Source organism: Pseudomonas sp. KT_2_4 (assembly GCF_041410225.1).
In the GTDB taxonomy this organism is placed as follows: domain Bacteria; phylum Pseudomonadota; class Gammaproteobacteria; order Pseudomonadales; family Pseudomonadaceae; genus Aquipseudomonas; species Aquipseudomonas paracarnis.
The window spans coordinates 1845695-1860264 of record NZ_CP166962.1 but is presented as its reverse complement, the minus strand read 5'-3'; the positions used below and the strand labels follow the sequence as shown (position 1 = coordinate 1860264).

At 55.0% G+C, this 14570-nt stretch carries 17 protein-coding genes and 3 pseudogenes; 8 read left to right on the top strand and 12 right to left on the bottom strand.

The genetic code is table 11. The features are described from left to right. Positions 1-160: 160 nt before the first annotated feature. The 5 genes from AB9N64_RS08545 (at position 161) to AB9N64_RS08525 (ending at position 3143) form a co-directional block, all read left to right on the top strand. Positions 161-715, top strand: a complete 555-nt coding sequence (locus AB9N64_RS08545) for an OsmC family protein (protein WP_014719240.1) — start codon at positions 161-163, stop codon at positions 713-715. A gap of 72 nt (positions 716-787) precedes the next feature. Further along, entirely contained in the window at positions 788-1561 is a 774-nt protein-coding gene (locus AB9N64_RS08540) for an SDR family NAD(P)-dependent oxidoreductase (RefSeq protein WP_019817523.1), read from the top strand. Positions 1562-1654: 93 nt separating this feature from the next. Next, entirely contained in the window at positions 1655-1882 is a 228-nt protein-coding gene (locus AB9N64_RS08535; RefSeq protein WP_224796956.1) for a hypothetical protein, read from the top strand. A gap of 167 nt (positions 1883-2049) precedes the next feature. Next, positions 2050-2748, top strand: coding sequence for a DsbA family oxidoreductase (locus AB9N64_RS08530; protein WP_014719238.1), 699 nt, complete (start codon positions 2050-2052; stop codon positions 2746-2748). Positions 2749-2813: 65 nt separating this feature from the next. Then, positions 2814-3143, top strand: coding sequence for a co-chaperone YbbN (locus AB9N64_RS08525; protein WP_038450968.1), 330 nt, complete (start codon positions 2814-2816; stop codon positions 3141-3143). A 31-nt stretch (positions 3144-3174) separates the two neighbouring features. Here AB9N64_RS08525 and AB9N64_RS08520 read toward each other — a convergent pair. The 5 genes and pseudogenes from AB9N64_RS08520 to AB9N64_RS08500 all read right to left on the bottom strand — a co-directional run. Continuing rightward, positions 3175-3505 (bottom strand): annotated as a pseudogene (locus AB9N64_RS08520) (glutathione-regulated potassium-efflux system protein KefC); the annotation flags it as partial. A 1-nt stretch (position 3506) separates the two neighbouring features. Beyond that, positions 3507-3713, bottom strand: a pseudogene (locus AB9N64_RS08515) (NAD(P)H-dependent oxidoreductase); the annotation flags it as partial. Positions 3714-3820: 107 nt separating this feature from the next. After that, positions 3821-4039: a 4-oxalocrotonate tautomerase family protein gene (locus AB9N64_RS08510; RefSeq protein ID WP_106111488.1), complete on the bottom strand. Its 219-nt coding sequence runs from the start codon at positions 4037-4039 to the stop codon at positions 3821-3823. A gap of 30 nt (positions 4040-4069) precedes the next feature. Continuing rightward, on the bottom strand, positions 4070-5176 hold the full coding sequence (locus AB9N64_RS08505) for an alkene reductase (protein ID WP_275967797.1): 1107 nt from the start codon (positions 5174-5176) through the stop codon (positions 4070-4072). A 45-nt stretch (positions 5177-5221) separates the two neighbouring features. Beyond that, on the bottom strand, positions 5222-5554 hold the full coding sequence (locus tag AB9N64_RS08500; protein ID WP_014719234.1) for a carboxymuconolactone decarboxylase family protein: 333 nt from the start codon (positions 5552-5554) through the stop codon (positions 5222-5224). Between the two features lie 495 nt (positions 5555-6049). Here AB9N64_RS08500 and AB9N64_RS08495 point away from each other — a divergent pair, with 495 nt between their 5' ends. Then, positions 6050-6640, top strand: a complete 591-nt coding sequence (locus AB9N64_RS08495; RefSeq protein ID WP_371360176.1) for an SH3 domain-containing protein — start codon at positions 6050-6052, stop codon at positions 6638-6640. A gap of 379 nt (positions 6641-7019) precedes the next feature. Here AB9N64_RS08495 and AB9N64_RS08490 read toward each other — a convergent pair whose 3' ends face one another. From AB9N64_RS08490 to AB9N64_RS08470, 5 genes and pseudogenes are all read right to left on the bottom strand, one after another. Continuing rightward, positions 7020-7916, bottom strand: a complete 897-nt coding sequence (locus AB9N64_RS08490; RefSeq protein WP_032903718.1) for a viroplasmin family protein — start codon at positions 7914-7916, stop codon at positions 7020-7022. 236 nt (positions 7917-8152) lie between these two features. Further along, positions 8153-8503: pseudogene (locus AB9N64_RS08485) on the bottom strand (conjugative transfer ATPase); the annotation flags it as partial. A gap of 93 nt (positions 8504-8596) precedes the next feature. Continuing rightward, on the bottom strand, positions 8597-9166 hold the full coding sequence (locus AB9N64_RS08480) for a type 1 glutamine amidotransferase family protein (RefSeq protein ID WP_032903716.1): 570 nt from the start codon (positions 9164-9166) through the stop codon (positions 8597-8599). A 302-nt stretch (positions 9167-9468) separates the two neighbouring features. Continuing rightward, complete coding sequence (locus AB9N64_RS08475) at positions 9469-9816, bottom strand: hypothetical protein (RefSeq protein WP_371360175.1); 348 nt, start codon at positions 9814-9816, stop codon at positions 9469-9471. Next, complete coding sequence (locus tag AB9N64_RS08470) at positions 9797-9970, bottom strand: hypothetical protein (protein ID WP_014719228.1); 174 nt, start codon at positions 9968-9970, stop codon at positions 9797-9799. Before AB9N64_RS08470 ends, AB9N64_RS08475 begins: the two co-directional genes overlap by 20 nt. Before the next feature lie 135 nt (positions 9971-10105). Here AB9N64_RS08470 and AB9N64_RS08465 point away from each other — a divergent pair, with 135 nt between their 5' ends. Together AB9N64_RS08465 and AB9N64_RS08460 are read left to right on the top strand one after the other, a co-directional pair. Beyond that, positions 10106-10780 carry a response regulator transcription factor gene (locus tag AB9N64_RS08465; protein WP_020302273.1) on the top strand — a complete coding sequence of 225 codons (675 nt, stop codon included), beginning with the start codon at positions 10106-10108 and terminating at the stop codon, positions 10778-10780. Continuing rightward, positions 10773-12083 (top strand): sensor histidine kinase, encoded by a 1311-nt coding sequence (locus tag AB9N64_RS08460; protein ID WP_371360174.1) that lies wholly within the window; start codon positions 10773-10775, stop codon positions 12081-12083. Before AB9N64_RS08465 ends, AB9N64_RS08460 begins: the two co-directional genes overlap by 8 nt. Positions 12084-12208: 125 nt before the next feature. On the opposite strand, the gene AB9N64_RS08455 is transcribed toward AB9N64_RS08460, so the two are convergent. Both AB9N64_RS08455 and AB9N64_RS08450 read right to left on the bottom strand, forming a co-directional pair. Continuing rightward, the gene (locus AB9N64_RS08455; protein WP_130175197.1) at positions 12209-14071 is read right to left on the bottom strand and encodes a DUF3857 and transglutaminase domain-containing protein; all 1863 of its coding nucleotides are present in this window, start codon (positions 14069-14071) and stop codon (positions 12209-12211) included. 285 nt (positions 14072-14356) lie between these two features. Further along, complete coding sequence (locus AB9N64_RS08450) at positions 14357-14539, bottom strand: hypothetical protein (protein WP_014719224.1); 183 nt, start codon at positions 14537-14539, stop codon at positions 14357-14359. Between the last annotated feature and the right edge of the window lie 31 nt (positions 14540-14570).

Below are 14570 nucleotides of genomic sequence, written 5' to 3'. Positions count from 1 at the left end.
CGACTCCCACTGTGTTGTCATCAATATTCCCAAATCCTCTATGCAGCCTAGCTTTTCGAAGCTATTGGTATCGTCATCTTCCTTGTAAGCCAACCTACTACTTGGTAGGCTTGTTTCTCTTCCGGTCGAATCGTCCGGCTTATCTGAAGAGGAACGTCCAATGAGCAGCAATCTGAATGGTATCGATGTCGCCGCACTCCAGAATTTCGCCGAAGGCGTTGCTGGTGATGCGACTAAGCGCCACGCAAGCTTCAACGTTAAGACTGCTTGGAAGGGGCAGACCCGTTCTGTAGCCAAAGTCAGCCGTTACAGCTTGGCTGGTGAAACCTATTCCCGCGATTTTGAAATTGCAGCCGATGAGCCGAATGAATTGCTTGGCGAGAACACCGCGCCCAACCCTCAGGAGCTGCTGATGGCTGCTCTCAACGCCTGCATGTCGGTCGGCTATGCCGCCAATGCCGCGATGATGGGCATCAAGATTCACAGCCTGGAGATCGAGACTGACGGCACCCTCGACCTGCGCGGTTTCCTAGGCATCGACGAAAGCGTTAACCCAGGCTACGACGAGGTGAGTGTCGTCATTCGCCTGCAAACCGACGCCTCCCGTGAGCGTGTAGAGGAGCTGCACAACGTAGTGCTCAAGACTTCGGTCAACTACGCAAACTTCTCTAAAGCCATTCGCATGCTCCCTAAGCTCGAAGTCATCGAAGGCTAACCGTTCTGGCCATAGGTCAGCGCGGCACCTTGCCGCTGGCGACCTCTTACGAATCTAATACCGGAGTCTGTAATGAGCGATTTTTTTGCAGGTAAAAAACTGTTGGTTGTTGGCGGCACGAGCGGCATGGGCCTGGAAACAGCGCGCCAGTTTTTAAAGGCAGGTGGCAGCGTGGTTCTCACCGGCAGCAAACAGGATAAAGCCGATGCTGTGCGCGCCGAGCTGAGTCAGTTGGGGACCGTATCAGTGATCGTTGCCAACCTCATGACCGAGGAAGGGATGAATCATGTACGCAACGAAATCAATGCCAACCACAGTGACATCGGCTTCATGGTGAACTCTGCAGGCATATTCATTCCGAAGCCTTTCATCGAGCACGATGAGGCTGACTACGACATGTACTTGGATCTGAACCGCGCCACATTCTTTATCACGCAGGCCGTGGTCAAGAATATGCTTGCTGCCAAGCGCGAAGGCTCCATTGTTAACGTCGGTTCGATTGGCGCGCAGGCCGCGCTGGCCGGCTCTCCAGCAACCGCTTATTCGATGGCCAAGGCGGGCCTGCACGCAGTCACCCGAAACCTGGCAATTGAATTGGCTCCCTCAGGTATCCGAGTCAATGCCGTTTCGCCAGGCATCGTTCACACCTCGATCTATGAAGGTTTCATGGATAAGGACGCGATCCCGGATGCGATGAAGTCGCTGAACGACTTCCACCCACTGGGTCGAGTCGGTGTTCCTGAAGACGTCGCCAACACCATCCTCTTCTTACTCTCCGATAAAACCTCCTGGGTGACTGGTGCTATCTGGGACGTCGATGCAGGGGTGATGGCGGTGCGTGCCTAAACACCGAGGCAAGCTCTGCGTGTAGCGCCTCTCATTGGGGCGCTCTGCAGCACGCCGCTCCGGTGACAAGGGTGCTGGTTGTAGGAGTTTCAAGTGTCCATCAAAAGCCGCGCTGCTGAGCTACGCGGAAACCGCTTACAGGCTTTTTCCCGACTTTTTGTGATCAGCGCGAATGAGGGGCTGCTGCCGTTATGCGGCGCCTTGGCGGCGCAAATCGCTGCGTTGCCTTTGTCGCTCCAAGGGCTCACAAGGGAATTCTTCAATTCGCAGCTCACTTGGCTCCAAAGCACCCTCAATGACGCCGTCCGGCAGCACAGCTGATCGCTGGGAACATCTGTTGAGCACTTCGCTTTCATGCTTCTGAGCATGTTGGAGGGAGCAAGCCTCATTGATTGGACATTGGGTCGCTCAGCCGACCCGTTGGCTGGCTTAACCATTTGCTTGAAATGGCCGCAATGCAATCTTCACTTCTCCGTGCAGGAAAAAATATGCAAACCCCTTCGAAAAAATATGTAGTCGATATCTGGTCTGATTATGTGTGTCCCTGGTGCTGGATTGCCAAGCGTCGTTTTGAAAAAGCACTCGAAAACTTACCGCAGAAGGACGATGTACAGGTCAACATTCGGGCCTATCGACTGGCTGCAAATCACGCCCCTGAACCGATGATCGCGGCACTGAAACGTAAACTCGGCAACCCAGACTCCGCAGCGGCGATGATGAGTACGGTCAGTAAATATGGCCAGGCTGACGGGCTGGATTATCGCTTCGACACCATGATGTTTGGTGACACAGCGGATGCTCATATCCTGGTGAAAGCAGTTGAAGACACGACAGTGAAAAAGCGCCTTGTTGAGGCGCTGTACGAGCAAAGTACCAGTCACGGCAAGTCGCTTTTTGATCGCGTCAATTTGGAGGCGATTGCGAAGGAGGCAGGTGTGCCCGATGAATCAATTCAGTTGGCGCGGTCATCCGTGGAGCTGCGTGTTGAGATGCTAGAGGACGAGCATTTCGCAGCCCAACTGGGTTCCGGCGTGCCACTTTTTGTCTTCAACAACGCGTTCTCGGTGTCAGGTGCTCAGCCAGAAGCGATCTTTCTTGAAGCGCTGGATCAAATGGTTGCTAAAGCGAGAACCGGGGATAGCTCATTGATGGGTCAAGTCTGCGGCATTGATGGCTGCGAAATTTGATGGACAACGGAACGGGGGTACTCAGAAGGTGCCCCCTTTTCCTTAACACAACATGTGAGATCCCAATGAGCCGTATCGTTGAATTGAGCGCTCCCCAATTTGCCCGCTTCGTAGCCAAAGGAAGCAGTGTCGTAATGTTCTCAGCCTCTTGGTGCAAACCCTGTAAAGAAATGAAGCCAATCTTCATTGAGCTGGAGGAAAAGCTCCACTCTCTAGCAGTTTTTGGGAAGATCGATATCGCGGCGTCTCCGACAATCGCGCAGATGTACGGCATCCGCTCTGTGCCGTCGTTGGCGGTGTTTCATGAAGGCCGACTGTTGAAAGTCTTCGCTGGGTCTAAATCGGTCTCGGCCTTGAAAAAAGCAATCATCACTGAGCTGGAAGATGCTAGCTAACCAAGCATCCCTCCGCGACCTATAAGCCAAATCAGCTACCTGTCTCCCTATGCGCAAGGCTCACTTTTCCTGGGCCAGCATCACTTGGATGAGCGCGGTCTTCATTGAATATTTCCGTTAGTAAAGCGTTGGCTCGTTTGTAAGCGTCATACTTGAATTCGGTATCGTCCTGGGCCTGAGCGGCCATCTCCTCTAGCATCTCCAAACTCAGGCGGCGGAATCGATCCGCACGCTCACGAGCTTCGTAGCGTCCTATCCCGAGTTGCTCCAAAACCCCGGCGCCCGAGGGGCAATGCGCTTTCAAATGTTTCTCGCTCGACTTCTTCCACACCCATCTGACGTAGGGTAATGATGTGCCCCATAGCTATACCAGTACAGCGGGTGTTGCAGAGCGAGGAGATCCGCCTGTTCCACCGCTCTCTGCTCAGCTTGAACGTCGATATTGAAACCGGGGTAGAGGTCGTACAGCGAACGGATTGCGACAGCGGGATTGCTGGCTGCCAGATTGAGCATCAACATGTTGACGTTGGATTTGTCAGGGTAAGGATGGGAATAAATGATCAGAATCACGGAGTAGTCCCCACAAACCTGGCGTTCTCCAAGAACGGAAAAGCTCCCTGTTCGTTGAGCATGGCCGCACTCAAATAACAGGAAGCTAATGATCTGAAGGTGAAGCCTTACTCGCCGGCTTGCAGCTTCAATACTTCTTGGGTGGTCACAGGTTTGCCACCAATACCCCAGTCTCCACTTTTTACCTCTTCGAAGATGACCCACGTGAGAGCGCGCATGTTTTCGCCTTCAACCGACACCATAGCGTCAGTCACTTTGCGAATCACCTCAGTTTTTTGCTCGTCGGAAAAAACGCCTTCAATCCCTTTGATAGTTACGAGTGGCATGGTGTTCTCCTAGATGTTTGTGAAGGAATATCAGGCTTTGGTCGCTGCGTATTCCGGATAGTCGGTGTAGCCCTTATCAATCGAACCGCTTACGCCGTAGTAGGTCGCGCGATCACCCTCGGCCAATGGCCAATTGTTCTGCATGCGCTCTACCAGATCAGGGTTGGCAATGTAGGCGGTGCCAAAGGCAATCAGATCTAGCTCGCCTTTGGCCAACTCAGACTCTGCAATCTCTTGGGTGAAGCCGCCCGCAGCCATCAAGGTGCCCTTGTACGCTTCACGGAATGCAGCGCCGAAACCTGGTGGCGTTTGCGCGGCGAGGATGGTCGGTTGGTAGTTCAGGTGAACAAATGCCAGCTCTCTTTCGTTGAGGGCAGCCGCCATACTCATCCAGGTTTCTTCTTCGCCTTCGTACACACCGAAGTCATACAGTCGACCAAACGGAGAGAAGCGAACGCCAATCTTCGATCCGCCGATTTCAGCAGCAATCGCATCAATGGTCTCCAGCAGGAAGCGTTGACGGTTCGCAATAGAGCCTCCGTACTGATCAGTACGAGTGTTCAGGGCGCTGCTCAGGAATTGGTCGAACAGGAAGCCGTTGGCTGCCATGATTTCGATACCGTCAAAGCCGGCGTCCATGGCCATCCGTGCGGACTTCACGAAGTCAGCGATGACGCGTTTCACTTCTTCAGTTTCCAGCGCACGTGGAGAGCTGGGCTGTACAGGGCCAGATTTACCGGGCTCGATCCAGGCATACACCGTGGTATCTACCGCAGGCACCGTGCCCGAGGAGACTGGCACCATGCCGTGTACCGATGTGTGGGACATACGGCCTACGTGCCAGAGCTGCGCGAAAATCTTCCCGCCTTTGGCGTGCACCGCGTCAGTCACTTTGCGCCAGCCTGGTAAGTGCACATCTTCGTAAATGCCAGGGGTGTACAGATAGCCGCGAGCCTCATCGGAAATAGGCAGGCCTTCCGTGATCAGCAAGCCGGCGGAAGCTCGTTGCGCGTAGTAAAGCGCGTTGGATTCATTCGGAATGTTGTTCAAGGTTCGGGTGCGAGTCATGGGGGCCATGACAACACGGTTTTTCAGCGAAGTACCGGCCAGGTCGTAAGGTGTGAACAGCTTATTCATAATTAATCTCGACGTCGTTGAAGGGGAAGAACATCGGCGTTTGAATTAGGACTTATCGAACGCGTCGAGTACGTGGGTGCTGTAGACCAGCGCGGCACCGGCATTCATGTTGATAGCTACACCCAGTGCTTCGGCGACCTCTTCACTGGTTACACCGAGCTTCTTTGCTTCAGCGGCGTGAAATGCAATGCAGCCATCGCAGCGAGTCGTCACGGCCACTGCGAGGGAGATGAGTTCGCGAGTCTTGGCGTCTAGATGATGGGTTTTGCTTCCGGCGGCACCGAGAGCAGCCATACCCTTCATGGTTTCAGGTGACAAGCCATTCAGCTCTATCAAACGAGTGTTGATGTCTTTTCGGGTTTGCTTCCAGTCTTGCATAGGATTCTCACAGGGATGTCGTTGGTTGCAGATATTTAAGATCTTAAACAAAGCTACCATCCAGTTGGTAGGGTTTCAATGAGTCTGGGGTTATTTTTAATATCAATGCAATTTAATAGGCGGCTTTACGCTGTTTTTTTGGAAGGAGAGTTCGAGTGAGAAATATCGCTTAGCTAGCTGGAGGCTTGTTTAGCAACTCAACCATGCCATGCCACTGCGTTTTTTGGGTGACACCAGCTTCACTGATGCGACCGAGCAATTGGGGATTTTCAAAGGGCATCAGACCTTCATAGCTGACCACCACATAGCTGCGGCGGACAGGGTGGTGAATGGGCGTTGAGCGATCCAAAACACTGCAACGCAGAAAGAGCCAAATGGTTTCTTTCTAATGATGCGATGCAGCGTCTGCTCGAGATACTGGATCAGGGAAAAACCAAGCTTTCGAAATTAGGTTGGCTGCAAAAAACGGAAGATTGGCTAAGCTCGCAATAGGTGATGCGTCAGGTTGGTCAGGAAGACACCCGTTGTAATACGTGCCGAATGAGAGCAATGGATATGCGCAAGAAGTCCCGGTCATGGGTTGTCCCGCTCCTGCTTGTTTTTGCCGTCCTGTGGGCAGTGGGGAAGAAGGACACGCCTTCAGCCCCCGCACAGTCAGGCGTTCTGAGCGCGCCGAGTACGTTTGAGTCGACCTCTCCATCACCCTCAACGCCGGCCCCTGTCTCTGCGACTGAGCACTTTGTAAGCGCTGATAATCTCAATGTCCGGAATCAACCAAGCGGTAAGGTCGTCTCGAAGCTGAAGCGCGGGGAAAAGGTTCAGGTTTTCGAGACGCGCAACGATTGGGCACGCATCAGTATTGATGGTCAATCACCGAAGTGGCTTTCGTCAAAAAGCCTGTGCAGCGGGTCGGGCTGCTACTTCGTTTCGAAACGCAAACCAGTGACTCAGCCAGTACAGCCTGCTCGCCAACAGACTCCAGCTTACGGCTCCTCGTGCCCCTGTTCCTCTGGAAACGTGTGTATAGGGCCTAGGGGTGGTCGATACTGCATTACCTCTGGCGGTAACAAGCGGTATGGCGTATGAGCGATTACCGTCTGCTTTTCCTACAGCCCAATGAGTTACCCTGCTTTGACAAGCTAATCCAACGCGACTAACTTTCATGGCGTGATGCGTTCATGCGCTCGCGCTACACAGCGTTTCTATGTCTCTACCACGTTTTTCGTGGCACCGGTTTGACTAACAGGTAGCAAATGACTGTTAATCATTGGGTCCCTGGTTCGAGTCCAGGTCGGGGAGCCAGATAGAGAAAAGCCTGCAGAAATGCAGGCTTTTTTACAAAGTGTTTCAACTGCCTCTCCTTTTGAACTAAATTAGTCGCTCTGTTGCAGTGCTACTGCGGAAGCCAGATGAGCTCCCGTGAACCAAGAAGGTAGCGCGTCACATGGGTATTAGTGGCACGCTTTTAATCTCCACGGATTCGGTCTATCGCTGCCGTATAGTCGAAATCGACAGTGATGCCATCGATGACCGCATGCAGTCGTCGATGCGGATGACCAGGTACAACCCAGAACTCGCTCGCAGGACCGCTCTGCTTTGTTGTACCCCATATCAAGCTGAGTTTTTCGATCGCTACAGGGTGCGCGACTCGGCCGAATGGTTCTCCCGAAAGGTAGCGGCGTAACTTGGTCTTGAGCTCAAATCGAGAGGGATAGTGATGGCGGCCTAGGTTAATAGGACCGTCTCCTATTATTTTATCCATGGGTGTCTGGGGCGCGCTATGGAGCTCCTGGATCTCACGGTGTTCTCTTAAGCGATTCCAGACGGTGTACCCCCTCTCGACATAATGTTTGATCCACTTAGTCTCGGCTTCTAGCGCCGCCATTTTAGAGTCACAAAACTCAATAGCCTTGAATGCAGGTACTTGGCCCTTTGCCAGAATTTGCGCGATTTTCGCTGCGGCTCGTTTTGTTTTTTCATGTGCGGTTCTTAGGTGGGCTTGCTGACGACGAGCAAAATTTCCGGTCTCGCCAACATAAAATGGCTCCTCAGTCTCAGGGTCCACGATTGCGTAAACGATGATTCGTTTCGGACTGGTGCCGTCTAGCGCTTTTTGAAAGGGTACGTCGCTCGATGCAGCTCCTAAGATTTCAGAGTTAAAGTGGTAGATGGGAGAGTGGCAGGAGTGTGGATTGCGTGTGTTCTGCCGGTACCATTCTTCTGCGAGCTCAAGTGATCTGAAGGCTCGATGATCAGCGCCCGGAAAGTGATCGATAGCAAGGCGGGCACCGCCTTCCCATTTGTTGAAAATGCCCGTCTGGCGGCCATGCACCACTGCGTAAAAACGAGGTTTTTTTGCCATGAGGAGCAACCTTCTTCAGTCTTCTTCCCTGTTTTACGTATAGCTATTCGTCCATCCATTGCCCTTGGACGAAATAGATGCTGTCCGGTAAAGGCGGATCAGCACGATCGACGATACGATGGCGAGCCTTGCCCCTGCAATTGATACTTCCCATGAGCCGGAATTATGAGATTTGGCTGGACGATAATGTTTAATGCCTCGCTCCTGAAGTTCTAGGTCTGCTACTGAACTCCACCTTAAAAGAGCATACCGCGCCTGTGGTGAATGGCTCTAGCCACTGCCATAGCGGCGTCCAGCTCGCTCATTCCATGCACATTCATCAGTCTGAATCGCTAAGCTTTCTCTTCTGGCCCAGTCATCGCCATCGCCAAGTAAAGGCTCGGCGGTACCGCCCGAAACAGCACCTCCGTGGACTTCGACAGAATAACCCCCTCCGTGAGTTTCCCTGACTCCTTACGAGCTGAAAGCATCAGCGCTTTTTGAGCATCATTGAGTTCGCGGAACCGGGCGATTTTGTTGACCTCGTCAGGCGGCATGTCCAGACATATCCACCACTCAATCATGTTCAGCAACGGTTCTGCCGCTTTGAGTATTGGAGGGGCGGTTCAACGGTGACGCGCGCTACGGCCCGGTAACTGGCCGCAGCGCCGAGGTGAGGGGGAGAGATAGAGGGAAAGGGTTCAGCCGTGAATATGTTCAGCCGCATGCATGGCCAGGTAGGCATCCAGCTTCTTGTCGTTCAAACCCAAGGTGTCGAGAATTTGCGCCATGAAACTGACCGGCGCGCTGCCAGGAGCCGTGACCACACCCTGGTCGGCAACGGCGTACGGTACGTCCTGGTAATAATCTGCTCCGCGATAATGCACCTGCTTGAGGTTGTCAGCGGAATTGGAGGTGTGCTGCAAGTGATCCAGCACTCCAGCCTTGGCGAGTACGCGGGTACCGTCACAGATTCCCGCCACGACGATGTTCCTGGCGTGAGCCTCACGGACCAGCGCCTCGATGGCGGGGGCGTTGTCTGTTCTCCAGATCGGGCCTCCCGGCACAATCAGCAAGTCGACATCGTCCAGCCGAATGGCCTCGATGGCCAGGTCGGGAATGATGGTCATGCCTCCGGATGATGTTACTTGCTTGCCACCGGGAGCGGCAAAACAAGTCTCGAAGCCATAGTAGGCGCGGCCCGTGGAATTGATCAGCGCGGGCTCCCAGTCAGAAAAATTCTCGGTGAGAATAGTAACGGCACGTACCATTTGAGTGTCCTTCTCAAGTTTCCATGATAATCAGCAGCAACCTGCCCAGCAGGGTTGTCCTGGTGGGCATTGCCGTCGAGTGTACTCGCCAGCGGGGGTGATGGGTGGTGTGGTGGAGGATTGGCAGTATGTGTTTCAACTAACAATGACAGTGATCAACGCGGCGGTATATTCAGGCGTGAAAGGTTGAGAGGGTGTTCTGGTGCGCTGCGCAGCTCGCCGTTGCGCAGCAAGTCTGCCTCCAGCGCAGCGGCTCTAGAGCGGCCCAGCGCCTGCACTGGGTAAGCATAAAGGCCGTGCATCTAAAACGTGCGCGGTGATTGAACTGCAGGCAGGAGGTAGTCGAACCGTTGCGCAAGGTTCCAGGCTGATAGCCGCTGCAGCTCATCGAAATCGATCGACTCATCTTCCTGCGTGGTGTAGCACTCGTCACCACTGCGCCTGTCATCGGGATAGACCATAAAACCACCACGGCCGTCAGGGCAGTCGGGCAGATACACCGAGGACAGGTCGCGTTGCTCATCGAGGTGCGCATTCAAGCGCGCGATATAGATACCCATCGAAACCGCCACGCCAATAACCAGCACCACACAGGCGACCAACTGGCCGGTATAGCTGGCGCCAATCTCATCACGACGCACGGGCGACATGACACGACCCTGTCTGCTCAACATTCTGGCCAATCAGAAACCAGCCACTGCCTCCCATGCGTACCAACTGAGTTTGCTGTGGAAGGATGCCCACCATCAGCGCGAGGAAAATCACGGCTAACAGCACCCCTTTGATCATCGAATACAGGTTCATGACGGTGACGAGCTCTGGATAAGAAGAGCCTTAGCCTAAGCAGCACGGGGTTAACACCAGGTAAACATCGCGGGAAACAGCCCGACTTCCGCTATCCTTCACACCGCTGAGCACTACCCGCCCGAGGTTTTTTCCGTGCATATTCATCTGCTGCTGGTCGAGGACAACCTGGATCTGGCCACCACCGTCATCGAGTACCTGGACATCAGCGGCATCGTCTGCGATCACGTCAGCAATGGTCAGACCGGGCTTAACCTGGCCCTCAATCAGCATTACGACGTTATTCTCCTGGACATCATGCTGCCGCGCCTGGACGGCCAGCAGGTATGCGATCGGTTGCGCCAGCAAGGCATCCAGACGCCGATCCTGATGCTGACCTCGCTGGACGCGTTATCCGACAAGCTCGCCAGTTTTGCCGCTGGCGCCGACGACTACCTGGTCAAGCCGTTCGAACTGGCCGAACTGGTCGCCAGGATTCGTGCCCTGAGCCTGCGTCGCAGCGGCCAGACCAGTCGGCTGCAAGTGGACGACCTGGTGATGGAACTGACCACGCGTAAAGTCAGCCGGGCAGGGCAGGAGCTGCATTTGTCGCCCATCTGTTGGACCTTGTTGGAAAACCTGATGCGCGCAAGTCCTCAACCGGTCTCTCGGGAGCGCCTGGAGGCGAAGATCTGGGGCGATGAGCCGCCCGACAGTAATTCGCTCAAAGTACATATGCATCGGCTGCGCAAGACGGTAGACAAACCCTTTGGCCGGCCGTTGATTCATACCCTGGCGGGTGTCGGCATTCAGGTAAAACCCCATGCGTAACGGCCTGAGCTTGAAGTGGGTAATCAGCGGCAGTTTCCTGTGTCTGATTGCGGTGGTGCTGGTGATCTACAGCAAGCTGCTGCCTGAATTTACCGTGCGCGGCCTGTTCTATACCGCCAGCGCGATGATGGAGGAGGAAGCCCAGTATTTTGTCCGGCACTACAAACAAGACCCGACCACGCCGACGCCGCACAATTACTTCTATACCAGCGTCATCGGCAAGGAGGCGTTGCCGAAGAACGTGCGTGAGTTGCTCAGCACGTCGCCGAGTCTGTCCTTCGGCGCGGTGAATATCTTCGGCGATCTCTATTCCGATGACGACGACGCGCCGTTCCAGATCATCCTCGAACAGCCCCTGGGTGACGGCAAAACCCTCTACATGTACGACATCGACCACGATAAGGAAGCAGGGGGAGAGGTGGAGACGCCGTTGTCTGACGCCTATTTCGATCAGGTGATAGAGAGTGTCAAGTTCATCAGCCTGGCGGTATTCGTGCCGGCGCTGATCATCATCGCCTTGCTGGTCTGGTGGCTGGTTCGGCCGCTGGGGCGCCTGGTGCAATGGTCCGGCACACTCAAAGACCCTGAGGCACTGAGCGGCACGCGACCGGGTTTCAGCTTCAAGGAGTTCAATATGCTGGCCGATGCCCTGGCCAAAAGTGTTGAGCAGGTGCAGGCCGCCAGCCAGCGCGAAGGCCGCCTGTTGCGCTACACCAGCCATGAACTGCGCACGCCCCTGGCGGTGCTCAAGGCCACTATCGAATTGTTGGCCCTGCAATCGGGCGGTGTGCTGCCACCCTCATTGCAGCGCATAGAACGCTCGGTGCTGAATATGCAACTGATCGCCGAGACATTGCTGTGGATGAGTCGCGAGCGTCCAGAGCCGCTGCCGGAAGAAGACGTTGACCTGAGCGAGCTGGTGGGCGACCTGATTGAAAAACACCGCTACCTGATCGGTCACCGGGATATTGAGCTGAGCATCGACATCCACAACGAACCTTGCCGACTGCCCCCTACGGCGTGTCGTATCGTGATCGGCAACTTCCTGCGCAATGCGCTGCAATACGCGGAAGAGGGCACGGTGGAAATCAGTTTCAAATACCCCCGGCTGGTGATTGCCAATTACATCAACGAGGCCAAGCCTCGGCAGGAATCCGACGACTATGGATATGGTCTTGGGTTGCAGTTGATGCGGCAATTGTGCGCAAAGCTGGGCTGGCAGATTGAGGTGATCCGTGAGCAACAGAGGTTTACGGTCATTCTTGATTTTACGAGCGGGCGGGCTGTCGAGTCAGAACGTTAAGGCTGATAGCGCCTCACAGAAGCGCCAACCGGGTTAGGAACGGTTTTATAGCTGCGCCTCAGCATGCAGTCCCCGCTTCCCGCGCGCCAGTGCATAACCACTGACACGCAAGAAGGGCCAAGGCGTTACAACGTCTGCACAATCACCTGGCTTTTCAAATCGTTGACCATGCCTTCAATCGCCGGCTGCATGGCCGCAAAATCCTCCGGGCTGCAGAGAATCTCTGGCTTGCTAAACACATATTGGCGCGTGATCAGCACCGTATTGGCCTTCTTCACATAGGTCGAGCGGTAGTCGAAGCCCGCCTGTTTCACCGACACCGCCTTGGGCACCGCGAGGATCTTCACCTTGGCGGGGAACTCCAGGCGCGCTACTTCTGATATCTCACTCGAAAGGCAGGAGAAGTTCTGAGTGCGTTCCTTTTCAGCCATCAAGGAAAACACGCTCTGGCCAATACCGCCGGCCAGGCTGGAGAGGGTAGGCACCCCGGTCGGGCCAGGCAGGTTGACCAGATTGCTGGTGTGGCCTTTGAGGGTGAACTTGAAGGTATTGGCAGTACTGTCCAAAGCGTCAGTTTCGATCACTCCGCTACCGGATTGCCCAAACATGCTCAGGACCTGTTGCACCAACTGATTACGGTCGGCTGGCTGCATGGCCTTGAGCATGAAGCGGTTAAGCTCCGCGCCCCAACCGTCGATGGTGGAGTCGTTGGTAAAGTCTGCAGCGCCTTTGGTGTTGACCTTGAACACCATGGTTGTGTCCACTTTGCCAGGCTGGCGGGACGGTGTCTGCTTACGTTCACCGGTCTGTGTCAGCAATACCGGTTTGCCGAGTTCGGGCAGAGGCAGGTAGCCAGCGGAGATGGGTGTCGCGGTGGAGTCCAGGTACAGATCGAGGCTGGGTACATAAGTGATTACATGGTTGAGCACGCCCAGGGTCGGCACCTGGGGCAGTACGTAGGCGTTGCCGGCGTTGATCAGTGCGGGCGAGCTTTCAATGGCGACGGCTTTGAGCAGCGCTTCAAGCAGGGCTACATGGTCTTTGCAGTCGCCATAACGGTTATCCAGCACCGCCTGCGCTGAATGCGGCACCACGCCACCGGCACCGACGTACACGGCCACATAGCGAATGTTCTTGCGTACCCAGTCACTCAGCACCAAGGCCTTGCTGCGTGGGTTGTCGAGGTTGGCGGTGAGTTCCTTGGCCAGTTGGGTCATGGCCGGGGTCACTTCTACCTGTGCGCGTGCGGCGTAGGCCTGGGCAAACTGTTTGTAGTCGGTGAACGTCGATACGGCCAGCAGTTGCCCGTAGTCGGTGTAGGCAACGGAGCCATCTTCCACGCGATTTTTCTTGGTTTGCTCCACGTCCCAGCGGTACACCGTTCGCCCGTTGGCGTTGGCTGGCGTGGACGCTTTGAAACCCCGTGAGTCGGCGTACAGCTTCATTTCGGCGGGCATGTCGTAGCTCAGGCGCACCTGCTCATTCTGGTAGAAATCCGGCGAGAAAAGGTCTTCGAACTGCCCCGCAAACAACGGCGTATTGCGATGGCGCTGGTACCGCAGAACCATGCGATCACCCACTTGCAGCTCCGGGAAGATCACCACTTTGACCCGCGAGTCCTGAAACATCGGCGCCTGGGCAGACTCCAGTTCCTGCTGCTCCTTGATCCGGTCTGGTGTTACCACGACTTTGCGGCCATCGGATTTGAGAGTGTAGGCCTCGACAATATCCAGAGTTTCCAGGGTGCGATTGTAGGTCACAGAGCGCTGGGCGTTGGAGGTGATCGCGCGCTCTTCATTGATCCGCATAACCCGTTCGACATCCAGCACAAAGCTACCGTCGGGGTTCACGACGTAGGACTGGATGTTTTTTTCGTGGGTCAGGGAAAGGTCGGTGTAATCGGCACGGGCTGGCGTCGTCAACAGCGCGCAGACCGTGACTGCCAGCACACCGAACAGGCGTAACGAAGAGAGCGGGAGGCTTTGCATAGAGATCCTTCTGAGCTAGGGGGCGCCATTTCACCGGCCGTGTGTTCCTGAATAAGCCGATGGATAGGACTCGCAAGTGCTTCGCCTACTCAATTGGCTGACGTTCAGGGGTTATGAAGATTTTTAGGTTTCTCTCGCACGCTATGTGTGCCGAGACTTCCCATTGAGTAAGACGTTTTCGAAGGATTTTATTTAGCGCTGGTTAATCAGAAAGTTAAAAGCTTTGATCCGTGTCTCTTGGGAGAAGAGGTATTTTTTTGACGGCCGATGATCTTTCCCGTCCTCTTATTTGATATGCCGATAAGGCGTTCGCCATTGATACCTCCGCCCTGGAAAAGACCGGTTCAGCTCGCCGTTGGCGGTATTGCCGATGCGCAATTGATGCCGCACGTCGCCGGCGATACCACCACGGCAATCCGCACCGCTTCGCAGTGCATCGTCGACCGCACCAGGCGTCCAGTCACGCATTGCAGATGCTGCGTAGCTGATACTGCCTGGG